Origin of the sequence: Bacillus cereus group sp. Bc010 (genome assembly GCF_027716745.1) — a bacterium.
GTDB classification, from domain to species: Bacteria; Bacillota; Bacilli; order Bacillales; family Bacillaceae_G; genus Bacillus_A; species Bacillus_A pacificus.
The window spans coordinates 1-24,601 of record NZ_JAQFUY010000018.1; the positions used below are offsets into that span (position 1 = coordinate 1).

Genomic DNA, 24,601 nt, shown 5'->3' on the forward strand with positions numbered 1-24,601 from the left:
AGCTAGCTTTTTAGAAAGAATAACGTTTTTTGTCACTTGGGGGTAGTGAAAATTCTTAAGTTGATGGGCATGGGGTCCCACCCACATTTTAACGAAAATATACACTAAATGAATTTTATCATAAAACGAGACATCTTTTTTCTTAAAATAAAAAGATGTCTCGTTTTATTTGAACTGTTGAATACTTACTATTTATTCCACTATTCATAGCCAAAAACCTTACAACACAAAAATATTTCTAACTATTTTTACGTATTTTCATTTTTCCAGAGGCAACTGTATATGGGCTTTTCTTAGTGCAAGTTCTCTTCGTTCATTGGCCATGCCAAATCTATGTTTGTTCATTGCATAAGCATAACTTAGCTTTTCATCTGGATCAGCAAAACAGAATGATCCTCGGTGCTGTACAAAACGTTCTGGGGGTAGTATGAGCTTTTAACTTGATGAGTATGGGTTATATACCCTATCTATACAAGTATTGTCTACATAACACATTATTATCGGTAGCAAGGACAAGAAGGCCTCTTCCCTTTACAACGGAACCTCCTTTCTTTGTTCTATCGATCTATGTATTTTTTTATACATTCCTATCCCGGCACGGTTTTAGGATTCTTTTTGTTGTTAGATAAATAAAAAACTGTATTACATCTTGCATCCTCCTAGGTGTAACTATATATGAACAGTACTTATTTGAACTTTCTCAATGACCAACATTACTTAACATAGTAAAATAGTATTCGGATGGAAATCCAATGTTATTAAAATTAAAGTGGTTATCAAGTCGGAGGAAGGCACCTTAAGGTGTCTTTTCTTTTTAAAATATATAAGCGAAGCGCAACTCTCCCTTCCCTCATGCCTCCTTACAGGGAGAATGATAAAGCTTTTTTTATTTACCCAATTACCGAGCTCTCAAATGTTTTAGCTAGTTACAATACATGTATTGCTTCAATAACATATAATCATTTTTAAGAATGTCATTGAAATATACCAATAGATGTTAGTGCAGTAAAATAAATTATGTTATGATGTGAGCAAATATAAAGCTATCTAACGGAGGGATTCATATGCCGCATGTTGTATTTCGTGGAATTACTACTGAACAATTAAAACGCATAAGCAAGCCATTAGTAGAAGAGCTCGCAGAGATTTGTGAGTGTGGTACGGATAATTTTACGTTGGAACTACCAAGTTCTACATTTGTATTCAATGGAGAAGAAATAGAAGCGTTTCCTCTTATTGAAGTGAAATGGTTCGAGCGCGGACAGGAAATTCGTGATCGATTTGCCAAGGCCATTACTACATATGTAATGGATTTTGGACTTCCAGAAGTAGAGGTTGTATTTACGGTTTTCACAGAATCAGCGTATTATATTAACGGGAAGCATTGTGCAAGTTAGAGCTATTTGAAAGATTTTTGTACGGTTTATAAGGGGGAGGGCCACATTTCCATCAAGCCAAGAAAAGCGAATATCCACACACAAAAAATGAACTCTATTTTCATAAACAACTAACTGTGAAGAAACAATTTTTTTGTTTGGGGGACATCAAAATATTATCTTGATAGGTATGGGTACCGCCAGTATTTCTAAAAAAACACGCTAAGCACATTTCAATACAAAAAAGCCGAGTTTTATCCCACTAAGGATAAAATTCGGCTAATTGTAATTTCCATTGAAGGACTCGTTATATAAACTCGCCATTTTCATAGAAAAATATAACTTTAGCTAATGCATCGGCCTCACTCTTACCTAATTGTTAATTAACATACACATGTCGTTTAAATTGTCCTTTTTATATAAACCAGTCATTTTCCACATTTCTTTTTACATATATTTTTTAAAAGAAGGTTTCCATTCTGACAAATCTTGATAAACAAACGTTATGTTGTTACATATTTCCTCTGCAACTTCGTACATATGTTTTATATCATTAGCCGTAAATAATATAGACCCTTTGCGTTGCGTGCTATCTACAATAGTTGGTATGGTGTCGCCCTCTTTTACTACTAGATCAATTAATACGACCTCGGATATGTTAGTTAATCCTTTATACTTGATTTCTTTTAAGCAACCTGGTTTTGGAATCAAGCTTAAAGACATAGCTTGACATTTTGAAGGTACACATCTAAATTCATCTATAGTCTCAGTAGCTAGCGCATCATAATAGTATCCAAATTGAGATATGCCAGTTGTTAGTTCCACCATCTTCCAGATGTTGCCGCCACCTATTCTAACTTGAGACTCTATAATTATTGGTTTATTGTGTTTGTCTATCTTTATTTCTGTATGAGTAATGCCGTTTTCCATTTGCATATCATCCAAAAATAACATTACTTTCTCCATAATGAATTGCTTTTGAGATTCATCTATAGGTGCCGGCATAATCGTATAGTTTATTATAAATGTATCTTCTTTAAATACTTCAGCTGATATAGCAAGTATAGAATGTTTTTTGTTATAAGAAACGGTTTCAACCGTATAAACTATATCACCTTCAATATACTCTTCCACTAAAACAGGTAGTTGAATACCATTTTCTTTAATAAACACTCCTACGTCATCTCTCGAGTTTAGCTTACATACTCCTTTACCCCCTGCCCCAATCGGCGGCTTTATTATAACACTATCTTTTTTATTCAAAAATTCATTAATATCTTCAGTGTTATTACAAACTATCGAATCTATTGAAAAGTCTTTACTTGCTAGCATTTCACGCATCATGTCTTTATTGCGAGTTATCATATTAGCATTGTAAGAAGGCCCTTGAACATTAAAAATCTTTGCAATTATGCAAGCTGTATCTAATGCTATTTCGTTAAAAGATACGACCACATGAAAGGGTTTCTCTTTAAATAATTCTTCAGCATAGTATATAGACAAGGGTATGTTTGTTGTGTCTATTTCTTTTTTATAGAAACATTTTTCTAAGATAACTCCATCAAAATATATGTGTTTAGCGTAAGATCCTATATACGAAACGGTATACCCACTATCTAATGCATCTTGTATAGGTTTTGTCCATCCCCCTATAAATAAAATGTGTGGTTTATTTTCTATGTCATTTTCTTTTAATACCTTATACATCATAATCATCCCCTCTCAAATGAACTCGTATATTCAATGTCAGTTCCTTTTGATACGCCTCGTCTTAACAACGCCACTAAACACAATGTTGTTCCGAAACCTCCTATAAATAACGTAGTTTGAAGGCCGAATATAGAAATTAAAAATGCACTAGTAAAACTTCCCAATGCCCAAGCTCCCCAATTAAGCGTGCGCTGTACAGCATTTACTCGGCCCAGCATGTGATTTGGTGAGGCAAGTTGTCGTATAGTTGCAGCGTAAGGGCCAAATACACCTTCTCCCATACCATGTATGATACTTGCGGCTACTATACCGTAAACTGTTCCCATATATCCCATTATCGGTATAAAAGCCAAACCGGTAACTGATACAGTAGCGCTATAAATAAGCATTTTTGTATTATTAATTTGTTGACTTTTTTTCATGAGAACCGTATTACCTATTAAAAATCCGACCGCTGCTGAACCTACAACAAACCCTATTTCAATTTCAGATAGACCCATTACCTTATAAAGGAATATTACTAAAATACTATTTAATATGTATTTAAAAAAACCGTAAACAGCACCACATGTCACAATTGGCTCTAATACAGGGTGTTTTTTGAAATATATCAAACCCTCATATATGTTTTCGTATATGGATTTTATATTTACGTCTTTTAAAGAACCCTCTGTATGCGGTTTAAACTTTGAAATAAATAATACAAACATAAAACAAACAAAATACGTTACTGCGTCAACAGTGAATGAACCTGTTAATCCGACTAGAGTAATGACGATTCCAGCTAGCATAGGACCAATTACTATAGAAAGAGACTCCGAAAGTGCTAGTTGAGCATTTGCTTTTTTTAAGTTGTCTTTATCTGTTACTATTTCTGGTAAGAAAGAAGGAATGGCAATGTTGTAAAACGTGGTGAATATTCCATTTAAAAACATGATAAATACCAGTAAAGGGAACGTTATTATATTTGTTACAGTCAGTATGAATACTGATAAAAACAATATGCCTTGACATATACTACAAATTAGCAAAACATTTTTCCTATGAAAAATGTCTATTAAAGCACCGGCTACTAACCCAAAAATTAGGTAAGGGACGAATATAACCCCACGAAGCATAGCAGCATTTGCTTCACTTGTTTGTAACACCTCTAATGCAAAAAGTGGCAAAGCTACTATTGTAAACTGAGTACCTAACAAACTTATAGACTGTCCTAGCCAAAGCTTGTGAAAATTAAAATGTTTGCTACCTTTCATAATATCCCCCCGTTAAATCCATCTTTATAAATGATCAAGTTTACGATATAAGTCAGAGTAGGCAAAAACTATCTTTCAACTAATGTCTGTACCACATAAAAATTCGAAACCTGCTATACAAGCGAGTTTAGTTTCAAAATGAAAACTTGATGTTTAAAAATTACCTGGCTAATGAAAAGCTCATCTTCCGAAAGATACTTCCGCATTTGTTTATAAACCAATTGGTATACTGATGGAATTCACTTGTAAGAATCTAATTGTTAATTAGTTTGTTTCGAATTCATTTCCCAATCGTATGTCACTTTGCATCACCTCCAGCATCAGTATAACCTTGAAGGCACGCTATTGTACGCATTTTGGAATGTAACCGCAAGATAACGAAGCTACGATGACGAAATGAATGGATTTAACCTTGTCATTGGAGGACATATTTACATGACATTTGATTAAAATAGATCATGCACTATGAAATAAATTTTTAGATAAACCAAAATAACATGCAAAAAGCCATTACCATGTTTGTTTAGATACTTCGCTTCTGTTAAATAACAATAAAGTTTTTTCCGTAGTCTTTTTAGTATAAATTAGTTAAAAACAAAGACTACTCACTATACGCGAAAGAGTATAAAATGGATGAATTATATAAACAAGTTTTCAAACAATATTTTTAGTCTCCTTAAGTTAATAGCTATAGACTGAAACCATACCCGCAAAAAGCGTTAGCCTAGAACGGACATAAAAAAGCGAGTCCATGAACGAAATTCGTTCATGGACTCGCTAATCATCTTTATTGGAATTTTCAGTGCCCTCCTATGCAGGTAGAGGAATTTTCATGGGAATATCAATCCCATGTTATGATTGCAGGCGTTCAAGAGCCGAGGTGCGGTAATTTGCATTTTGCTCAACAGTAGCTTCTGAAAGTGCCCTCTTCAATGCCACAGCGTTCAAATCCTTCTCGATAAAATCAGGCGTTCCAGACGCAGGGGTGCCAAGCTGAACACGCCATGAATCGTCTATGGAACCGCCATCGACAGGAGCGAAGCCGATTGAGTTGACAAGCTTCATCACAACCGCTTTGGCCTCAGGATTATCTGCAAAAACCGGTAGTGCAATCCGGTCCTCAGCGCCTTCCGGTTTCGCCAGATCAATAATACGCTGAGCTACGATGTTGCTGAACGCTCTGACGACTGGGGCACCGATTTGCTGCTCTACCCAACGGCTTTCCGTTTTTATGCTGCCATCAAGGAGTTGTTCAATTCTGCCATCCCGATGTATAGTATAATTGTTGGTATCGATGATAAAGGCTTTTGCTTGTCGAAGATCGAACAATCCACGAGGAAGTGACGCAATTTTGCCGAAAGGGATCGCCAGAATAATAAGCTCGGCTCCACGCACCGCTTCTTCATTAGTCACCGGACTCGCTCCAGTAAGAGTTGCGACCTCTGCCAAAGTGTCTGGCCCGCGTGAATTTGAGATGTTAACCTGATGCCCCAAAGCGACAAGCTGTTTCGCCAAAGTTGACCCAATAAAGCCAGCACCAATAATCCCAATATTCATACCCATATTCCCCCAACTCTAATATTCTTAACCGCTTTACAAATTTTTCATCTCCACAAATTCATTTATCTACAATAAGATTAATGTGCGCCACTTAATTTAACTAAAATTTTCGCTTGAGATTTATCATGAATTAACGCTTCAAAGCCTTGTTCAGCAATATTATCTATATCAATTTTGCTTGTAATAATTGATTGCGCGGGTAATCTTCCATTAGCAAATAATTCAATAACCTCATTGTAAGTTTCATTGCTGTATCCTACAGATCCCATTAATTTTGCACCACTAAAGATTAGTGAAGCAGGAACATTAAATTGGATATCTTGCGTGTGGAAGCTGATAACTATCATTGTGCCACGAACTTTAGTTGATTGAATAGCTTGATTAAATGTTGACTCGACACCTGCAGCTTCAATTGTCACATCTGCTCCATTTGGGAATAATTTTCGAATTTCTTCAACAGGATTTACTTCTTTAGCATTAAAGACGTGTGTCGCACCCATTTCAGTTGCTTTATCAAGTCGACTATCAAATAGATCGATAACAATAATATTAGAAGCACCTGCAGCTTTTGCACCTAAAACAGCAAATAGCCCAATAAGACCCGCTCCATAGACAACGACAGTATCCCCTTCTCTTACATTTGAATCCTTAATGGATTGGAAAGATACAGCTGCTGGTTCAACCATGGCTGCCAATTCTAGCGGTAAATGATCTGGAATTTTAAAAATCGTTTTTTGTGGAAGTATCACATATTCAGCAAACCCTCCGTCGATTTGTGCACCAACTGCGTCTAAAGTGATGAAACGTTCAGTTTCAGCATTTGAAGGATCTTTAAGCATCATTGGATAGATACATACTCTGTCACCTTTTTTAAATTTTGTTACATGAGAACCAACCTCTGCAATTTCACCAGAAAATTCATGTCCCATTACCGTATTCATATTTATTGGTACTGAACCTGGATGCAAGTATGCATGCAAATCAGAACCACAAATACCAGCCCATGCCACTTTAACTTTTACGTCATTCGGTTGTAATTCTTTCGTTTCTCTTTCCTCAATACGAATATCTCTTTCACCATACCACACTGCAGCTTTCATCAAAAATCCTCCTTTAAACAATTCAACTGTTGTATATTTTTTCATTGAGCATGAGATTGCAATTCATTTTTTTTAATATGAAAGCAGCTCTCTTTTGCTATGTTCATTAATCTATCATAGGTTTTGGAGGAATTCGATGAGCAAAAAATAATATATGTCTCAAAGTGAGACATATATTTTGAATTGGTTCATTTATTTAGAAATTTTTAGAAATCCTAATTAATTCTTCTTTTGAAAATGGATATTCATTCCCTATCCATTTCTTTATAATCTCAAAAAAACCACTACAGTAGAAATCGCATAGTACCATTGGATATTCAGAGTTTTGGATTCGTTTGGAAAGTGGGTCATTATATTTCATTGAGGTTTCATATAAATCTTTCGAACCATACTGGATCAATTTTTCGTATAACTCAAGGCTATTATTTTTACTGGTAATATTAAAAAACAATGTACGATTAACATCGATGTATTCAATTATTTCTTCAAATAATGTACGTTGTAAATCCATACCTTGCTTTGTTTGTTCAAAGAGGCTAATTGCGATGGAATTTGAAGCATCACTAAATAGCTCATATTTATCTTCGTAATGCCGGTAAAATGTGCTTCTATGAATCATTGCTTTTTCACAAATATGATTAATTGTGATGGATGAAAATGTTTTTTCTTTTAATAACTCCATGAACGCATCTTTTATTATGTTTTGCGTGCGTAAACGTGTAAAATTGCTCAATTCAAGTATCCTCCTATATTTAGCTCCCAAGTAATGCTTAAAATTATAATAGTTTAGACCGCATAGTCTTTTTTCTTTTAGTATGCCTAAATCCATAATAATATGGAATTCTTTTTCCTAAATATAATACTTTTTATAAAATAATTTTTAACTTTAGCTCGATAGCTCTAATTTATGAATAAAATTGGCCCTGGCACTTAAGCCAGAGCCAAAATGCTTATTTTATATGGAGTAGTTCACTTTTCACAGGGAAAGAACTTAATCCATATATAGTACTACTATTCGAGATAGGAGTAGGAAGATTCTCGTCAATAAACGAAAATGATTTATATCTTTTTATTAATTCTGTCAATACAATTTTAGCTTCTAATCTAGCTAGAGGCGCGCCTAAGCAAAAGTGGATACCATGCCCAAATGTTAGATGAGGATTTCGCCCACGATAGATGTTGAAACTATCACCATCTGTGAATTGATGCGAGTCACGATTAGCTGATCCTACCCAAGCTGAGATGATTTGATCTACTTGTAAAGTTTGTTCCTTTAATTGAATCTCTTTTTTTACTCTTCGTGTAATTCTTTGAACCGGTGAACGATACCGCAATACTTCTTCAATTGCTTTTGGAATAAGAGATATATCCTGTTGTAATTGCTCATAAACATTTGGATATTCTATAAAACAATATAATGCGTTTCCAAGTAAATTGGTCGTTGTTTCATTTCCCGCTACTAATAGTAGTTTACAAAACGATACTAATTCTTTACCTGAAATGCTTTTTTCCGCTTCACTTTGAACTAATAAAGAAATAATGTCTTTTGCATCTTTTTGGGATTTTTCTCGATTGAGTTGTATGATTTCTTCAAAAAAATCTCCTAATTCATTTTCTGCTTGTAAACGTGTATGAAAAAATTCTGCCAAATAATCCGGATCATCATGACTCGGTGAACTTACGATAATATCAGACCATTTCTTAAACCTTTCCATATCCTTAGCAGAAACCCCTAACATTTCAGCAATTACTATAACTGGTAACGGATAAAATAACTCCCTTACAATATCAAAAGTTTTACGATTGGATAATGGATTAAGTATATCGTTTGTAATTTGCTGGATTCTCGGCTCCCATTCTCTTAATGATTTAGGAGTGAAAGACCGATTTACAATAGAGCGAATTTGCGTATGTTTTGGCGGATCCATCCCAAGAATACTTTGTGGAAATGGAGACTTTTTCTTCTCGGGCATAATATTAGAGAAATGCTCTTTATCCTCTAAAACAGTTTTTACATCTTCGTACAAAAAAACATTCCACATATCAGCCTGATGGTTAAAACAAATGGGCTCTTTTTCCCGCATCTCTTTATACCATGCAAATGGTTTATAAGGATCTTCTAACGCCTTTTTTCCTATCAGCTTACTTGTAGGAATCATATCAATTGATTGGTAAGGTGTTTTCATATATAACAGTCTCCCCTCTAAAAATATTTTCACACCGAATGAAATTCACCGAATAACATTCGACGCATTGAGGATTATACACCAAAAAACAAAATATTCAAACTGATTTTCTGTTTTTAAGATATCAATTCATATATAATCAGCCTTCACCAATCGGGCTTTTATGGGTAGTTGATCCCCCACCTAACTTCTTTGCTTTCGCTAAATTTTGAGGTGGGGGTCTTACTGCCCATTAAAGGGGGATACATGTTGTATAAAAAATCCGGCACAAAGAAAACAACAAGCTCTACGAATTTCCACTTCATTTTGTACATTTAAATTCCACATTGATCCATTCCCTTTGAAAAGGAGAAGAACAAACAAATTACATGTAAAAAGAGACGCTACTTTAAAAACTCAGCATGATGATTAAAACAGATAGGTTCTTTTTCCCGCATTTCTTTATACCATACAAATGATTCAAATGGAGTTTCGAAGTCCTTTGTTCTATTCGCTTATTCGTAGGAATCATAACGATTGATTCATAAGTGGTTTTCATATGTAACATCTCCCCTCAAAAAAACATCTTCATTACACAGAATACAATTCACCGAATAACATTCTGTGTAATGAAGGTTATATAACAATCAACTATATTTTCAAACCACTTTTTCATTTCTAAAATATCAGTTAATATATAATTAAGGAGGAATAAACTTTGTGTAAAAAAAATTTGACCAAAAGAAAACAACAAGCACTACTAACACAGAACAATATATTTCATGTGTTTTTAAATTTAACGAAAGAAAAAAAAATTGAGAATATAACAATTGAAGATATTTGTAAAAAAGCAAATGTTTCAGTAGGAACTTTTTATCATTATTTTTCTTCCAAAGAGGATATTTATAAAAAAATATTTCAACAAATTGATGAAAACCTACATGCTGAATTAGAAAATATAGATCAAAATAAAACAGTGCAAACAACTATTTTAAACTTCTTCCACTGCATAGCTGAATATACGACTAAATTGGAGTTACATATAAATCTTCTTAATGATTTAAACAAAAGAGCATTTATATATGAGCCTTCATTAATTTACAAAGCTCTAAATGGTTTTGTTTATAAAGGACAACTTGAAAAAGAATTAACAAATGATATGAGTGTAGAAGAAATAACAACGTATCTTTTTACATTTGCTAGAGGGCTTATATTAGATTGGTGTATTTTAGAAGGAACATACTCTTTAGAACAGAGGATGGATACTTATATGAAATTAGCATTAAACTCTTTAAAACCCTAAATTTTAATCACATTCTACATTCTTTTGCTTCATTACATTAAATTCTGTTTTATTTTTTCTAGGTGTCAAAATATACAAAATAAAAGAAAAAGCATGTCTCTTCTTTATATCGCAAGAAGAGACATGCTTTTTTTATAATACACCCTCATCAATCCATTTCAAGATAGTTCATCCCTTCGGAAAGAGAAAAGAACGCTCAAAGTATATGTGAAAAGTTAAGAAAGTGGGTACTTCCTAAATGCTAATTTTTAAATGTACATCATTTATACATTTAAAAATTTATTAAAAAATGAACCATTTTGATATATATGTCTCATTTTGATACATATATACATTTTTGTTTATCGATTTCGATTAATACTTATGATAAATTGCTACACATAGCTAGTTTATAGCTTCAATTTAATTGTGGTGATTTCGTCACAATTAAATTAGTTAAAATAATATTTCATCTTTTATCTTTCATAAAAAATTAAAAAAGGAGTTTTTTCAAATGAAGAACCGAGTAAACCCAGCATTATTACCAGGCTTAGAAATGTATCCAGATCAAGATTTACGCCCAGAGTGTTTGCCAACAATGAGAGAAGAAGCGTCAAAAGTCTTCCCACCTACCATTGTTGATGAAACTCTTTCTGTAACAAATGAGGTCATTGAGGGACCTGATGCGAATCCATTACGATTAAAAATTTATCGTCCAAAATCAAATAATGAATCCTTACCTGCCCTGTTGTGGATACATGGTGGCGGATATATCTTGGGATCTATAAATGATAATGATGATCTTGCTGTAAAAATTGCAAAAGAGGCTAACTGTATGGTCGTTTCTGTAGATTACCGTTTAGCTCCTGAACATCCTTATCCAGCTCCAATTGAAGATTGTTATGCAGCATTAAAATGGATTGCTGATAACGCGGAGACATTAAACATTGATTCGAATCGAATTGGTGTTGCAGGAGTGAGCGCTGGGGGCGGACTAACAGCTGCATTAACATTATTAGCTCGCGATCGACAGTACCCTTCTATTTGTTTCCAAATGCCACTTTATCCAATGATTGACGATCGTAATAATACACCTTCTGCAAATGAAATTAAAAAAGGATTTATTTGGAATCAAAAATCAAATGAAGCTGGCTGGAAAATGTATTTAGGGAAATTACATGGAACAGATCATATTCCTGCCTATGCAGCCGCTGCTCGAGCAGAAGATTATCGTAATTTACCACGCACTTACACATGTGTTGGTCAATTGGACCCATTCCGTAGTGAAACACTAACTTATGTAACCAAACTTGCAGAAGCTGGTGTTGATGTTGAATTCCATTTATATCCTGGAGCTTATCATGGGTTCGAAATGATGCATCCAGATGCTGATATATCTGTTCACGCTTGGAATGATTATGTACGAGCAGTTAAGACTGGTTTCGCAAAAAAGTAGCTAAGGTAACAACTTCTTTTTGCAATGTATCATTTTTCACTTTCAGTTGTTGTACCTCTGTATTGTTAACAGCTTGAGTAAAACAAGCTGTTAACAATACAGCCCCAGAAATCCAAAGATCTCTGGGGCTTCCTTATATATTTAGCTCTTTTTGCTTTTTGTTTTGTTTATGTCTATACAGCAACTTTCGACTTATTAGAGAAATCACTAATAAGATTAGTATCAATACGAACAATTGCATGAATGATAAATCAAAATATTTAGCACCTGTAACGATTAAAAGTGTAGAAATCGTTCCTTTTACAACGAAAAAAATAATAACCCATAATCCGCCTTTTTTCCAATTCATTTTATATTACCCTTCCCTACTTTTAAATTCTTAAATGGGACACCTTATTAGAAATCTACTATATTAATAAAAAGTCATGTCTAATTAAATGCAACGATTCTATATTAAGTGAAAATGATATTCAATGTCAATTTTGTTGATTATATATATCTATTTTTCCATCTCAATCTCTTCCCACTTTGTTTCTTATAAACAATGAACTCTTGTCTTCAAATAAAAACACCTCCATTGCATTTGCACACTTAGTATGCGAATGCAAGAGGTGTTTTTTCCATGTACCATCAGATGCTTTATTTATTCGTTTAAGTTCTTAATACGTACCTATTTTCTAGTACACAATAACTGGATCATACGTGTTCAAGCTATCATACACAGTTTTTGCAACGTTAGGAAGAAGGTTCACACAACCACCTGATCCTCCTGTTAAATAAGCATTACTTCCCCAGTCTTTTCGCCAGCCGGCATCATGGAATCCTTGACCGCTATTTGTGAATGGAACCCAATAATCTACTTTCACTGCATAATCAGCTTTCCCTACTGCACTGCCTCTTAGCGTATATGGTGTTCGTTTGTATAAAACGTACCACACACCTGGTGATGTATCTTCACCTGTGCTATGTTTACCCGTTACTACATTTGTTGTGAGGACTAATTTACCCTCTTTGTAAATCCAAATTTGTTGATCTGCAATTGAAACTTCTGCATATGTGTCTCCGATGCCATTATTCGATGTTGTTTTATAACCGATCCCTTCCTTCTCCCAACCATTTCCGTGAATATTAGAAGCAGAAAGTGATTTTTCGCCTTTCTCAAAGGCTTGTTGAACTTGTTTTGTCTCTTTTTCAACATCTAGTGCCCAGCCGTATCCTTGACCTTTTACTGATATGACCGAACCAGAATGCGTTTTAAAAGCGAAGTCTTTATGTAATGTAGATTTAGCCTTATTAATTTCAGCAACCTTATTCTTAATTTCGCTCGCATCGATTGTCACCTTCATATCTTTTGACATAGAGGCATTTTGAATTAAATCTTTCGCTTTTAATGAATACACTTCATCCTGCACTTTATAATCAACAGACTGCGTAAGAAGATTTTGTAATGCTTTCTCTTCTTTTTTGATAATTGGATCGTCTTCTTTAATAGGCTGTATGTATGCAGACTTTAAATGAATTTCACTTTTATGCTTCTGCTTATCGTAATCTTTTAGTAAACTCGCAACGTCATACTGTTTTCCATCAACACTCTTCGAAATTACAACTTTTCCTTGTTCAAGCTTCGCCATAGCATCTTGAGGTGCTTTTAATTTTTCATTCATAGAAACAAGCTTTTCTTCTACAAGTTTTTTCATCGTTTCACTACGATACTGATCCGCTTCTTTCGATAACAATGAATACTCTTTTTCCTTTGAAGAAGGGAAAAATGTCCACTGGCTTTTTAATAGTTTCTTAACTTGCGGCAAATCTTTTTCCGTCAGTTCCGTCTTTGTCTCTTTTTCATCTAAAATTTGTTGTTGATCAATATAAACTTTGTTTGCTAATCCAGATGTTTTTAATTTCTGTATTGCCTGATCAGCGCTCAAACCACCGACTTTTGTATCATTAATCGTAACATTAGAATTGAAGTGAGTTGCCTGATAATAGCTCATTCCCCCAAGGAGAAGTGCAAGTACTCCGCCACCTGTTGCGATAAGCTTCCAATTTGTAAAACGTTTTTTGGATCTTACCCGTTTTTTCTCAACTTCTTCAACAGATTCATTTACTGTATTGTTGTTCATCAATCTTTCCCCCGTATACATTAACGTCAATTGATTTTAAACCAAAACCATTGATTAGTGTACCTTATTTTTCCTGAAATTTCATTGTTTTAACCAGATTTTATCTATTAAAGTTAGATTTTTTAATAGAAAGATATATAAAGATGGTAAATAACGCGAAAAAGGACCACATCAATCGAGTTATTATGGGACCCATCGCATTTTGAAGAATGAAACTCTATAAACATTTTAACCTAGTAAAGTAATTTTTAGAAGGTCCAAGTTAAAGACAGGTAGCATAGAATATCTCTTATTTATGAAAAATATCCACAAAAAATGACCTACATGTAGACTCTTTTTTGTGAATATTTTAATGCCGCATGTTTTATTAATTTAAATGCAAACCATGCTTCCTGCTTGTCACCAAGTTTCACAACCTCTACTATCGGCCTAACTAATTTCACCTTATGATATCTTTCTCATCAACAATTTCAAGTTTCTTGAAAACTATTATATATGTTTATACCACGCTTTATTGATACGTTTAATCTTTACAGGTGTTGAATTTTTAGACTCATCCTTTGTTGTAACCCTATTATTAGAACATCCTGCAATAGCGAGACAGCATGTAGCCAATAAAACTAATACTATTAATTTCTTCAAATAGCCACTCCTATATAAAGGAAATATTATATTAAGAAAATTAAACATAACATCGAATCTTTATAAAAACAATATATTTCCTAGTTTTATTATCCGTTGGCAGATTAAAGCACACCTTAAGGAGCATGAATCCAATGTCTAATTTCCATTTTATCCGATTCTCAATGTTTATTCCAACATAAAAAGATAGCTATTATTGTTGAAAACTAATTATCTCTCAAAATGAAAAATATAAACTGAATTCCTATAACCCAATATAGTTTACTCAGCTAACTTTTCCCCTGTAACAATCCGAAACAAAGTAGCCGCATTTTTTCCTTCTAATTGAGCGTACCGATTACCACCCGAGATGATTTCCACTTTATCCTTATTAGGGCTTATCCAAATTTGATACAACACAGCTTTCGCCTCTATTTTCGGATTTTTAAATTGAAAAACAAAATGATAATCAGCTGGACGAGACATTTCCACTTTTTTATTTTCAAAAGTAGTATCCTTTAATATTTTCTTTACTTGCATTACTTCATTATTATCTGTCACTACCTTAAAATCTTCATATTCATTATCACCAATATTTTTGTGCACTTCGATTCTTTGCTCTTCATTTTCTAGTCCAATTGAACAGCCGGTTATTATGAATATACAGATACTAATCATAACTAGAGGCCAATTTCTAACTTTCATATTAATAACCTCTTTTCAATACGAAATATTTTAATTTATAAAATAAAGGTAATTAATTTAAACTTAAAAATATAAATAATAAAGAGAAAGGAGTATCGTTCCATGCAGTTACAAACATACACTTGGAAAAGTTATACATTTCTTCTTGTAAGTATATTCGTTACTATTAATCTCTTTCTCTTCACACCTATTTTAGACCGAGTTGGAGTAGAATATATCGTGCCTTTCGCCTACTTCATATTAGCTTCCGCTGTCATAGCGATCCTATTAGCGGTCATCTCTTTTTGTAGCCGAGCTGAGAAAAAAATTTAGCCATTATCGGGTTATGTTTTACTCTATTTAACACAGCGATCATTTTATTTTTCCTTTGGTTTGGTTACCATTTCACTTAAGTAAAATATAAATAAATCCCATAAGCTACAAATAAAATTAGTAAAATAGAAATGCTGAGTACCGTGTATATAATCCATTTTAAGCTTGAACTCATATACGCCCTCCTCTCACCTTCTAATAATTCCATTATATAACAAAAAAGCATTGGATACCCAATGCTTTTTACACTTACACAAATAAAGACGTATTCGCATATAAAGCTGGTGAACCACCTGAATGTACGAATAAAATGTTGTCTTCTTTTTTAAATGTACCTTTTCTAATTAAGTCGATTAGCCCCGCTACTGCTTTACCTGTATACACTGGATCCAGTAAAATACCTTCTGTTTTCGCAAGTAATTGCACTGCTTCCACCATTTCCGGCGTTGGTAACGCATAACCTGGTCCTACATATTCATCAAAGCATGTAACAGCTTCGCGCGGGATAAAGTTTGGAATACCAACGTGAGCTGACGTTTCATCTACAAGTTTTGCTACTTTCTCTTCTTGCTCTGCTTTTCCTCTACTTACGTTAATGCCGATTACTGGAATGTTACTTTGTGTTCCAGCAAAACCAGTAATTAAACCAGCGTGCATACCGCCGCTACCACTTACGCAAACGACTGAACTGAAATCAATTCCTTGGTCAAATGATTGCGCCATAATTTCTTGCGCACAAGCAACGTACCCCATTGCGCCAGTAGGATTTGATCCACCAACCGGAATTACATATGGTGTACTACCTTTTTCACTAACTTCTTTCGCGACTTTATGCATCTCTTCCATAAGATCTGCTCCGTTTCGTACAACAATGACATTTTCAGCACCTAGTAAATGATATAAGAAATAGTTTCCGTTAAAATCTGGCTTCTCTTCTGGCTCAAGCCCTTCTTCTAATACAAGAATACATTTCATTTTTTCTTTTACCGCAGCTGCCAGTGTTAGGCGGCAATGGTTTGACTGAATACCACCAGCTGTAATTAACGTATCTGCCCCCTTTGCCTGTGCATCCGCAACTAGAAACTCTAACTTTCTCGTCTTATTACCACCAGCTGTTAAACCAAGTAAATCATCTCGTTTAAAATAAATAGTCGGCCCGCCAAGTGCCTCAGAAAAATTGTTTAATTTCTCAATTGGTGTATATGATTCTGTATATTTTTTTCTCGGGAATTTAGCTAAATTCATGAATAACGCTCCTTTGTACTTCTTTCACAATGTATGTAACGATACTATTATTGCATGTAAAAATGATGAAGTCATCTTTCTTGGATAAAAATGTGTTGGAATTCGGTTTTGGCGAATGGAATTGCATTAAAGGTTTTATCTTCAATACGGTACATGAAATTATAATAATGATTTTAACCATATTACGGTACATGAAATTTATATCGACGATTCGACATAAGATATCGATTTATCCACAAAAACTGGCAACATAGAAGGACCCACTCGATAAAAAGTAGGCCCTCTTCCAATCATTTATTTGCCGAAAAACGAAGTAGCTGTGTTAATCCTGGTTCTAAATTCATTTCGCCTTTATGGCGTACGTATACGATTTTGTCCCCGTCAAATTTGGGTGGGTTTCCTGGATTATAAGTATGCCACTCGTCCGCTCCTTCTACAGCGTACTCCATGTATTCTGTTGCACCGACGATTACGTTTTTACTATCATCTGCCGTTACATTTGGTGCTATTTGTGCAATTTTCGAATCACTAATTAACAATTTCTTTATTTCCTTATCACGTTTGTAATCGTAAGCTGTCACCATTACATCGCTGCCATATGCTTTCACTTGCAACCCTTGTTTGAATGAAGAGCCATCAGGAGCAGTCTTCTCTCCTCCATTTGGTCCAGCCGACATCCAGCCCGTTTCAATACCACCCGTATTTACAACTGTAAATCCTTTTTCATCTCCGCCTGCAATTTTCTTTTTACCAGCCCAATCCGGTAAATTTAAATCCCAGTGCGTGTGGCTCGTGAAGAAAACAACTTGCGGGTAATCTTTTAATATATCGTACAATTTATCCACGTTTAAATAGTCATTTAAATATGGTGACTGTCTTGATCCAGACACAGTATCAGGTAAAACGTGATGAGAAAAAATGAAAATCGGCTTGTTTTTATCTTTTTGACTATATTCTTCTAAATTTTGCTTTAACCAACCTAATTGTTCATCACTCATATATACTTCATCCCACATTTTTGAATCGTGGTATTTCATATATTTTTCCGTTCCTAAAAATAAAAGCGGATAACCGTCTAATTCTTTTTTATGATATACCTTTTCTTGTCCGCTAAATTTCAGATAGCGGTTAAATAAAGTTTCCTCAATTACACCATTTGGCCATGTACTTTGAGATAACTTCCCATCAGCTGTCCATTTTCCAGCGTAAAACTCATGATTCCCAACAGTTGACCATACATTCTCTGGATGCTTATTTTTGTTTAACACACGCTTCACATCATCATATTGTGACTGTTGTCCAGTTGGCGTTATATCCCCATTCATAATAAGCGCTCTAGAAAGTGGCGTCACTTTGTTCATATCTTTTAATACATGATCAAAATCTCCTAAATCACCTTGAATGTCACTAATAACGTTAAAAGTTGTAGCTGATTTTCGAACTTGCTCTTTCCCTTCCGCATATGCTGAAAATGTCGGTAATAATGCCGCCATAACCACTAACGAAGCAACTGTCTTTTTCATACAAATTCTCCCCCTAATAATAGAATGTACAAACTGACATGTTCTGCCTTCTCTTAGGTGCTTGTCCAATTCACATTATAGGGAGAGATTGTAAAGATAGATGGAGTTAAAAGTTAAGTGTTTTTTAAGAGGATTTGTTGGTTTTCAGTTTATCTCTTTAACTTTTCTTCATTTAATCCAAATAACTCTGGCAAAACAAAATCCCCATCTTTCCTAATCAATACATCATCAAACCAAATTTCACCCCACCATACTCTGGTCTTTGAATGTTTACTAAGTCCCAATGTATCGCTGAATTATTTCCGTTGTCTGCACCTTGCAATGAATCTCCAATCGCTAGATGAAAACTACCATTTATTTTTTCATCAAATAACGTATTATTCATCGGATGTAGTATGTAGGGGTTAAAAGCTAGCGCGAACTCTCCAATATATCTTGCTCTATCAAGAATTCGGTTCATTCCCTCTGTATCATTTGCATATGCCTCTATTATTTTCCCCTGTTTAACATGTAACTTTATATTTTGAAACGCATAACCTTGTTGAACGGAAACTGTATTAAATGTTATTACTCCATTTACAGAATCTTTGACAGGTGCTGTATATATTTCGCCATCCGGGATATTATCCGTACCATCCCCCTTTAAAACGCCTATTTCTTCAATGGAAAACTCCAAATCCGTTCCTTCTCCAATAATCCTCACTCGTTTTGTCTTTTCCATTAATTTTTTTAATGGCTCCATTGCTTTCGACATGTTGTTATAATCTAGCGTACATACATCATAGTAGAATTTTTCATAAGCCTCCGTGCTCATATTTGCTTCTTGTGCAGAAGCCGCATTCGGAATACGAGTTGTCACCCATCTCGTTTTATACACTGCTTCACTATGAGCTTTTCCAAATATTGTTTGATATAACTTCATTTTTTCTGCCGGTACATCCGCTAATTCATATGCATTTCTAGGACTACGAAGATTAATATACACTTGCATCTTACTTAATCGGTAACATTCCCAATCTGCTAATAACTTAAATTGTTCTTCAGATCCTGACAAAATTAATTGCCTCGTAACAGACACGTCGCGCATTGATACATGCGCATATCCACCTGCTTTTTCCACTGACTTAATAATTTCACGAACGACTCCGGGGGCTATCTCTGTAACACTTTGGATCAACACTTGATCACCAGGTCGCACTTTCGTAGAATGGTTGACTAATACATCTGCTAATTTCGATAACCTTTGCTTCACTACTTAATTTGTTACATTCATACTTCATATTCTTTACATTATCGAATTTCCCTTCCTAGTTAATATTTTTCCCACTTGTTCTTCCACAAAAAAAGACACAGAGATTTCTCCCCATGCCTACTAATCCTCTACTTTTTCACCGCATGCACATAATGCACCGTCTCAAAAGCTTTCAAATAATCATTTCGTCCTTCAAAATAGAATGCATTTATATCTTCTGGTGATAAATGCTCATAAATGAGTAAGCCCGCCTTCTCTAACAGTGCTTCCATTTCGGCGTAAGAATAACATGATTTCATCGGTTCTCCGCCTACTGCAGCCATTTTTACCATGTTTTCAACTCGATTAGACAGTCCCTTTTCTGTAAATAAGTTTTCATCTGGATAATCAAAAACGATAGAGCTCCCTTCCGAAACCATCTCGAATAAACATTCTATTAAACTAGAAAGCTCCCCTTTTGTTAAATAATACGACACACCTAAAAGGCTAAAGAACGTTTTTTTATTTTCAAATCCTTCATTCCGTAACTGTTCATAGGAAAATCCTTTCGTGAAATCCATCGCAACAAAATGAATATTATTTGGAACTTCAAGTTCTGCTTCTTTTATTCTTTCCTGCTTAAACTGTTGCGTAGAAGGATGATCCACTTCAAATATTTCTATTTTATTTTCTAATTCTCGGTGTCTAAAACTGAACGTATCTAAGCCTGCACCGAGTATGACATATTGTTTTGCACCTAATGTAATTTCATGTAATAAAACTCTTTCACAATATGCCGCACGCGCTAAAGGTGTTGGTGATAATTGAACTTGCGTAATCCATTTTAATATTTCTTTCAGATTGTCTTGAAACTGCTGTGCAATGTCTGTATTGAAAAAATGTATTCCTTGAACCATGTTCGTTTCAATGTCGTTACGTTCTTTTGGCGATATGAACTCTTTAGCTACATAATCATCAAATATTTTCGGACTATCAAATTCACTATGATATGCTCTTCCGAAAGCTGATACTAGCGACGTTACACTTGATTCACCTTTTTTCACGCACATACACTCCTTCATTTTCACAATAAAAATAGGGTTCCCCTGGCCAGGAGAACCCTATTATACACTTTATTTTTATATTGGTAAATTATAGCATAAATAAGTTTTTTTGTCAAGTTTCCAGCCTACTATCACTTCGGCGCTTTGTATATTCTCTAGCAGGAAAATTGTCAATTTACACCGAATCCCCAAATTATAACAATACACATGGAGGTCAATATGAAACGATTCGTCATTATTACAGTAGGAAAAACGCACAGCGGTAAAACTACATTTGCAAAAGCTTTAGAAAAAGAGTTACCCCACTCTTTCGTTATGGATCAAGATAACCAAGCTGAATTTATTAACACGCATTATGAAAAATTACAACCAGCTGAAGGCGCTAATACATTTAAGCACGGTCTTTCTAAATTCATTGTTGATTATGCGAAAGAACATACAAATTTACACCTTATTATTAGTAACTCCAATCGCAGTAAAAATGGAAGGTTATATTTACTAAACGAATTATTTCCACAAAATGAATATGTACGCATACTCGTTCACTTTGAAATTCCAGATGATGTACTTTACGAAAGAGTGGCTCGAAGCACACGAAGTACGAATATTTTTAGAGGTAGTTATTCTAGTTTCAAAGAAGTTCTGAATCGCCAACAGGCTGAGTCACTTCACGAAGATGTTGTAGATCCTATAGAAAACGAGGCTGATTATTTGTTTGTTATCCGCAATAATAAAGATGTAAACTTTACTATTGAAGAAATTGTTCATCTAGCTAAAGATTTGTCCCCTACCCAAAAATAAAAGATTATAAAAATTACATAATCATAGATTATTATGCAAATCCTTCCTCTAAGCGCCTAACATAGTATATAATGATAAGATAATCTACTTCTATATGCTCATTTTTACACAAAACAGTTCATGCATATGAAAGAAAAGAGGTACAAAAATATGAAAACAAAACAAACAATCGCTGCGTCTACACTAGCTTTAGCAATGATTGCTGGCGCAAACTCTGCTCATGCGGAAGTAACTGATGCTACTCCTCAGCAAAGTACGGGAGATCGATTAGCTGAAATTAAGCAACATAAACAAGAGTTAGATGCGAAATTGCAGCAACACAAAGAAAACGTGGATCAAACATTAAATGAACTTAACAAAGTTAAGGAAAATGTTGATACGAAGGTTAATGAACTACATGAACGCAAACAAGTTGCCGATGAAAAAATTAACGAGATTAAACAACATAAACAAGAATTAGATACAAAACTTCAGCAAGACAAGCAAATCGCCGAAGATAAAATCGCTGAAATAAAAGAGCATAAAAAACAAGTAGAAGATAAAGTTGCTGAAGTGAAAGAGCATAAGCAAAATATCGATAATAAGGTTAATGAGATTAAAGAACATAAACAAACTGTCGATGAAAAAGTGAATGAAATGAAGCAACATAAAGAGAACATCGATCAAAAGGTTAATGAACTTAAAGAAGTAAAAAAACAAGTAGATGACAAATTAGCTGAGTTAAAGAAAGCGAAACAAACTGCTGAGGACAAACTTGCTGAGCTAAAAGAAAACAAACCGAATACTGGTAACACGTTAGAGGAACTTAAGAAAATTAAAGGCAATTTAGATAGCCTTTCCGCTAACTTAGAACTAGCTAAACAAGATGTGAAAAATAAACTAGCTGAATTACAAAAAGCTAGAGAAGATTTACTAAATAAAATTAACGAAATTAAACAAACGAAACAAACTGTTTCAGACGATTTAACAAAGAAAAAACAAGACTTAGATATTAAAATCAACGACTTTAAACATACTGAGAAAAAAATTGAGGACAAATTAGCTGAGGTACATACTACGAAGCAAAATGTAGATAACAAAATTAATGAAGTATCTCAATCAAAACAAACAGAAACAAAGACTGGTACTACGAACACAAACAATAACGCTAGAGAACTTCCTAACGCTGGTAGTGAGCAATCAAATAATATGGCTTTAGGTATGTTATCTGTATTAGGCGGCGTTTTATTAGTAACTCGCAATAAAATTAAAACGTTATTCTCAAAATAAAGCCATTATACTTATTAGAAACAATTATACAAAGGCCAACCGCATGTACGGTTGGCCCTTTTCTTTATATTAACTTTCCATCTCTTAGCGTCAATATACGATCACATACATCAAGCATTCTTTCATCATGTGTAATCATAATGGCTGCTTTTTGGCTCTCTTTCACTTCACGTTTCATCATTTCAACAACTTCACGTGCGCGTTTTGAGTCTAAGCTTGCCGTTGGCTCATCTGCTAATATTAAATCTGGGTTGTTCATGAATGCACGAGCGATTGCTACCCTTTGTTTTTCCCCACCAGATAGTTGATTTGGATAATGATTTTTTCTTTCTCCTAATCCAAATGCCGCTAATAAATGATCCGCACGCTTTTCTGATTCTTGTTTACTTTCTTTTTTTAACTTCGCAATGTAAAGTAATTGTTCTTTTACATTTAAATATGGAACAAGATTTGCGAACTGGAAAATGAAACCAATTTTTTTCAAACGAATGTCTGTCATTTCCTTTTCGGATAACTGTGTAATATTTTGCTCACGAATGTAAATATCCCCTTTTGACGGTGATAATAATGCACCCGCGATTGATAATAACGTACTTTTCCCTGATCCAGAAGGACCGACGATTCCGATAAATTCTCCAGCTTTTACATCAAGCGATATCGGATGAAGGGCTGTTACTTCCGTATCCCCTTCTCCGTACACTTTACTTACTTTGTCTAGTTTTAATAATGAAGTCATTACATCCCGCCTCCAATTGCTTCTAGCGCATCAACTTTTAATACTTGATATAACGAAATAAGTGTTCCTAAAATACTAATGACGATAAAGATTGCTGCATATTGTGCAATCATCGGTGGTGTTAATAAGAACGGCATACCTGCTGGTAAAATTGTTTCTAATCCTTGTACAAGAACAATACTAATTACCATCGCAACGATTGATAAGAATAACGCCTGTACGACTAAACTATTTGCTAAATACGAGTTCTTCGTACCAATTGCTTTTAATACGCCTAATTGCTGTGTTTTTTGCAGTGTAATAACGTAGAAGAATACTCCGATTAATAGCGCAGCGATAACAAGTAAGAATGCAATGATCATCGTTAATGTTCCTTGCTCTTCTTTAAACCCTGGAATACTTTGCAGCACTTCTTTTTTGTCAATTACGTGTGCATTTTTAATCTCTTTATCTGTATTAAGTGCAATTGCACTATAATCTTTTTGGTTTGGTTGTGAAATAGCGCCCCATACGTCTTCATTTACATAAACGACTGGTGTATGGCTAAACATTTGATCTTTCGTAAATCCAACGATTGTAAATTCCTTCTTTGAAACAGGATCAATAATTGTATCTCCAATATCGATTCCTTTTTCTTTAATGGATTCGTCAGCAACCATTTCGTTATTTGCTGTGCCTAATTTCGCACCTTTTACAATGTTCGGTTCTAAAAATGAATCACGTTCACTTGAGAAAATCGCAACATCCACTTTTTTCGAACTATCTTTCTTTTCATACGTTGAAACTTTCACACGAAACGGAACAGCCTCTTTCTCGCCTACTTGATTTACTACGTTATCTACATCGTCTTTCTTAATTTGTGAACGAAGTAATTTATTTTCCGCATCATCTGCTAAAACGAACTTATTTGCCTCCATATTTTGAATCGATGAAGCATTATCATATGATAATCCATTTGCTAATCCTGAAATAACAAGAACTAAAAATGATAATAACACCATAATCAGTCCGATTAATCCGTATCGTAATTTTGATTGTTTTAATTCACGCAGAGCTAAAAACATTT

The 24,601-nt window shown here is 34.3% G+C and carries 19 protein-coding genes and 3 pseudogenes; 6 read left to right on the top strand and 16 right to left on the bottom strand.

The genetic code is table 11. The features are described 5' to 3' along the window. The first annotated feature begins 1,064 nt into the window (after positions 1 to 1,064). Positions 1,065 to 1,397 (top strand): DUF1904 family protein, encoded by a 333-nt coding sequence (locus PDQ68_RS18415; protein ID WP_001120967.1) that lies wholly within the window; start codon positions 1,065 to 1,067, stop codon positions 1,395 to 1,397. Between the two features lie 426 nt (positions 1,398 to 1,823). Here PDQ68_RS18415 and PDQ68_RS18420 read toward each other — a convergent pair whose 3' ends face one another. The 7 genes and pseudogenes from PDQ68_RS18420 to PDQ68_RS28890 all read right to left on the bottom strand — a co-directional run. Continuing rightward, positions 1,824 to 3,083, bottom strand: coding sequence for an ATP-grasp domain-containing protein (locus PDQ68_RS18420; protein ID WP_016717974.1), 1,260 nt, complete (start codon positions 3,081 to 3,083; stop codon positions 1,824 to 1,826). 5 nt (positions 3,084 to 3,088) lie between these two features. Next, entirely contained in the window at positions 3,089 to 4,342 is a 1,254-nt protein-coding gene (locus PDQ68_RS18425; protein WP_016717975.1) for an MFS transporter, read from the bottom strand. 852 nt (positions 4,343 to 5,194) lie between these two features. Then, positions 5,195 to 5,899 (bottom strand): NADPH-dependent F420 reductase, encoded by a 705-nt coding sequence (locus PDQ68_RS18430; RefSeq protein ID WP_061182959.1) that lies wholly within the window; start codon positions 5,897 to 5,899, stop codon positions 5,195 to 5,197. 80 nt (positions 5,900 to 5,979) lie between these two features. Further along, positions 5,980 to 7,002, bottom strand: coding sequence for a 2,3-butanediol dehydrogenase (locus PDQ68_RS18435; protein WP_270786911.1), 1,023 nt, complete (start codon positions 7,000 to 7,002; stop codon positions 5,980 to 5,982). A gap of 196 nt (positions 7,003 to 7,198) precedes the next feature. Next, positions 7,199 to 7,735, bottom strand: coding sequence for a TetR/AcrR family transcriptional regulator (locus PDQ68_RS18440; RefSeq protein ID WP_061182961.1), 537 nt, complete (start codon positions 7,733 to 7,735; stop codon positions 7,199 to 7,201). Between the two features lie 217 nt (positions 7,736 to 7,952). Beyond that, positions 7,953 to 9,188 (bottom strand): cytochrome P450, encoded by a 1,236-nt coding sequence (locus tag PDQ68_RS18445; protein ID WP_270786912.1) that lies wholly within the window; start codon positions 9,186 to 9,188, stop codon positions 7,953 to 7,955. Between the two features lie 395 nt (positions 9,189 to 9,583). Then, positions 9,584 to 9,726: pseudogene (locus PDQ68_RS28890) on the bottom strand (cytochrome P450); the annotation flags it as partial. Positions 9,727 to 9,885: 159 nt separating this feature from the next. Here PDQ68_RS28890 and PDQ68_RS18450 point away from each other — a divergent pair. Together PDQ68_RS18450 and PDQ68_RS18455 are read left to right on the top strand one after the other, a co-directional pair. Then, entirely contained in the window at positions 9,886 to 10,470 is a 585-nt protein-coding gene (locus PDQ68_RS18450; protein WP_061182963.1) for a TetR/AcrR family transcriptional regulator, read from the top strand. A 493-nt stretch (positions 10,471 to 10,963) separates the two neighbouring features. After that, entirely contained in the window at positions 10,964 to 11,905 is a 942-nt protein-coding gene (locus PDQ68_RS18455) for an alpha/beta hydrolase (RefSeq protein ID WP_061182964.1), read from the top strand. A 133-nt stretch (positions 11,906 to 12,038) separates the two neighbouring features. Here PDQ68_RS18455 and PDQ68_RS18460 read toward each other — a convergent pair whose 3' ends face one another. From PDQ68_RS18460 to PDQ68_RS18470, 3 genes are all read right to left on the bottom strand, one after another. Then, positions 12,039 to 12,254 (bottom strand): hypothetical protein, encoded by a 216-nt coding sequence (locus PDQ68_RS18460; RefSeq protein WP_001104101.1) that lies wholly within the window; start codon positions 12,252 to 12,254, stop codon positions 12,039 to 12,041. A 328-nt stretch (positions 12,255 to 12,582) separates the two neighbouring features. Then, positions 12,583 to 14,028 (bottom strand): L,D-transpeptidase family protein, encoded by a 1,446-nt coding sequence (locus PDQ68_RS18465; protein WP_061182965.1) that lies wholly within the window; start codon positions 14,026 to 14,028, stop codon positions 12,583 to 12,585. Positions 14,029 to 14,931: 903 nt separating this feature from the next. Further along, positions 14,932 to 15,354, bottom strand: coding sequence for a YhfM domain-containing protein (locus PDQ68_RS18470; RefSeq protein WP_061182966.1), 423 nt, complete (start codon positions 15,352 to 15,354; stop codon positions 14,932 to 14,934). Between the two features lie 102 nt (positions 15,355 to 15,456). Between PDQ68_RS18470 and PDQ68_RS18475 the strand changes: the two are divergent. Beyond that, a pseudogene (locus PDQ68_RS18475) lies at positions 15,457 to 15,746 on the top strand (hypothetical protein). 169 nt (positions 15,747 to 15,915) lie between these two features. On the opposite strand, the gene cuyA reads toward PDQ68_RS18475, so the two are convergent. From cuyA to PDQ68_RS18495, 4 genes and pseudogenes are all read right to left on the bottom strand, one after another. Next, a complete protein-coding gene (gene cuyA / locus PDQ68_RS18480) occupies positions 15,916 to 16,911 on the bottom strand; it encodes a D-cysteate sulfo-lyase (protein ID WP_001046592.1) in 996 nt (331 codons plus the stop codon). A 290-nt stretch (positions 16,912 to 17,201) separates the two neighbouring features. Beyond that, positions 17,202 to 18,434 carry a DUF4073 domain-containing protein gene (locus tag PDQ68_RS18485; RefSeq protein ID WP_061182968.1) on the bottom strand — a complete coding sequence of 411 codons (1,233 nt, stop codon included), beginning with the start codon at positions 18,432 to 18,434 and terminating at the stop codon, positions 17,202 to 17,204. A 149-nt stretch (positions 18,435 to 18,583) separates the two neighbouring features. Next, positions 18,584 to 19,686: pseudogene (locus PDQ68_RS18490) on the bottom strand (aminopeptidase). Between the two features lie 128 nt (positions 19,687 to 19,814). Then, on the bottom strand, positions 19,815 to 20,735 hold the full coding sequence (locus PDQ68_RS18495) for a class I SAM-dependent methyltransferase (protein WP_033677850.1): 921 nt from the start codon (positions 20,733 to 20,735) through the stop codon (positions 19,815 to 19,817). Positions 20,736 to 20,936: 201 nt separating this feature from the next. Here PDQ68_RS18495 and PDQ68_RS18500 point away from each other — a divergent pair, with 201 nt between their 5' ends. Continuing rightward, positions 20,937 to 21,530 (top strand): ATP-binding protein, encoded by a 594-nt coding sequence (locus PDQ68_RS18500; RefSeq protein ID WP_141114915.1) that lies wholly within the window; start codon positions 20,937 to 20,939, stop codon positions 21,528 to 21,530. A gap of 150 nt (positions 21,531 to 21,680) precedes the next feature. Further along, a complete protein-coding gene (locus tag PDQ68_RS18505; RefSeq protein ID WP_016717984.1) occupies positions 21,681 to 22,799 on the top strand; it encodes an LPXTG cell wall anchor domain-containing protein in 1,119 nt (372 codons plus the stop codon). A gap of 64 nt (positions 22,800 to 22,863) precedes the next feature. Here the strand turns inward: PDQ68_RS18505 and PDQ68_RS18510 are convergent, their stop codons facing one another. Next, the gene (locus tag PDQ68_RS18510) at positions 22,864 to 23,535 is read right to left on the bottom strand and encodes an ABC transporter ATP-binding protein (RefSeq protein WP_061182971.1); all 672 of its coding nucleotides are present in this window, start codon (positions 23,533 to 23,535) and stop codon (positions 22,864 to 22,866) included. Next, positions 23,535 to 24,599 carry an ABC transporter permease gene (locus PDQ68_RS18515; protein WP_061182972.1) on the bottom strand — a complete coding sequence of 355 codons (1,065 nt, stop codon included), beginning with the start codon at positions 24,597 to 24,599 and terminating at the stop codon, positions 23,535 to 23,537. Before PDQ68_RS18515 ends, PDQ68_RS18510 begins: the two co-directional genes overlap by 1 nt. Between the last annotated feature and the right edge of the window lie 2 nt (positions 24,600 to 24,601).

What these genes read in the sequence shown, in the direction of transcription:
- PDQ68_RS18415 (WP_001120967.1), top strand. Translation starts at nt 1,065, where the DNA reads ATGCCGCATGTTGTATTTCGTGGAATTACTACTGAACAATTAAAACGC.
- PDQ68_RS18420 (WP_016717974.1), bottom strand. Translation starts at nt 3,083, where the DNA reads ATGTATAAGGTATTAAAAGAAAATGACATAGAAAATAAACCACACATT.
- PDQ68_RS18425 (WP_016717975.1), bottom strand. Translation starts at nt 4,342, where the DNA reads ATGAAAGGTAGCAAACATTTTAATTTTCACAAGCTTTGGCTAGGACAG.
- PDQ68_RS18430 (WP_061182959.1), bottom strand. Translation starts at nt 5,899, where the DNA reads ATGAATATTGGGATTATTGGTGCTGGCTTTATTGGGTCAACTTTGGCG.
- PDQ68_RS18435 (WP_270786911.1), bottom strand. Translation starts at nt 7,002, where the DNA reads ATGAAAGCTGCAGTGTGGTATGGTGAAAGAGATATTCGTATTGAGGAA.
- PDQ68_RS18445 (WP_270786912.1), bottom strand. Translation starts at nt 9,188, where the DNA reads ATGAAAACACCTTACCAATCAATTGATATGATTCCTACAAGTAAGCTG.
- PDQ68_RS18455 (WP_061182964.1), top strand. Translation starts at nt 10,964, where the DNA reads ATGAAGAACCGAGTAAACCCAGCATTATTACCAGGCTTAGAAATGTAT.
- PDQ68_RS18460 (WP_001104101.1), bottom strand. Translation starts at nt 12,254, where the DNA reads ATGAATTGGAAAAAAGGCGGATTATGGGTTATTATTTTTTTCGTTGTA.
- PDQ68_RS18465 (WP_061182965.1), bottom strand. Translation starts at nt 14,028, where the DNA reads ATGAACAACAATACAGTAAATGAATCTGTTGAAGAAGTTGAGAAAAAA.
- PDQ68_RS18470 (WP_061182966.1), bottom strand. Translation starts at nt 15,354, where the DNA reads ATGAAAGTTAGAAATTGGCCTCTAGTTATGATTAGTATCTGTATATTC.
- cuyA (WP_001046592.1), bottom strand. Translation starts at nt 16,911, where the DNA reads ATGAATTTAGCTAAATTCCCGAGAAAAAAATATACAGAATCATATACA.
- PDQ68_RS18485 (WP_061182968.1), bottom strand. Translation starts at nt 18,434, where the DNA reads ATGAAAAAGACAGTTGCTTCGTTAGTGGTTATGGCGGCATTATTACCG.
- PDQ68_RS18495 (WP_033677850.1), bottom strand. Translation starts at nt 20,735, where the DNA reads ATGTGCGTGAAAAAAGGTGAATCAAGTGTAACGTCGCTAGTATCAGCT.
- PDQ68_RS18500 (WP_141114915.1), top strand. Translation starts at nt 20,937, where the DNA reads ATGGAGGTCAATATGAAACGATTCGTCATTATTACAGTAGGAAAAACG.
- PDQ68_RS18505 (WP_016717984.1), top strand. Translation starts at nt 21,681, where the DNA reads ATGAAAACAAAACAAACAATCGCTGCGTCTACACTAGCTTTAGCAATG.
- PDQ68_RS18510 (WP_061182971.1), bottom strand. Translation starts at nt 23,535, where the DNA reads ATGACTTCATTATTAAAACTAGACAAAGTAAGTAAAGTGTACGGAGAA.
- PDQ68_RS18515 (WP_061182972.1), bottom strand. Translation starts at nt 24,599, where the DNA reads ATGTTTTTAGCTCTGCGTGAATTAAAACAATCAAAATTACGATACGGA.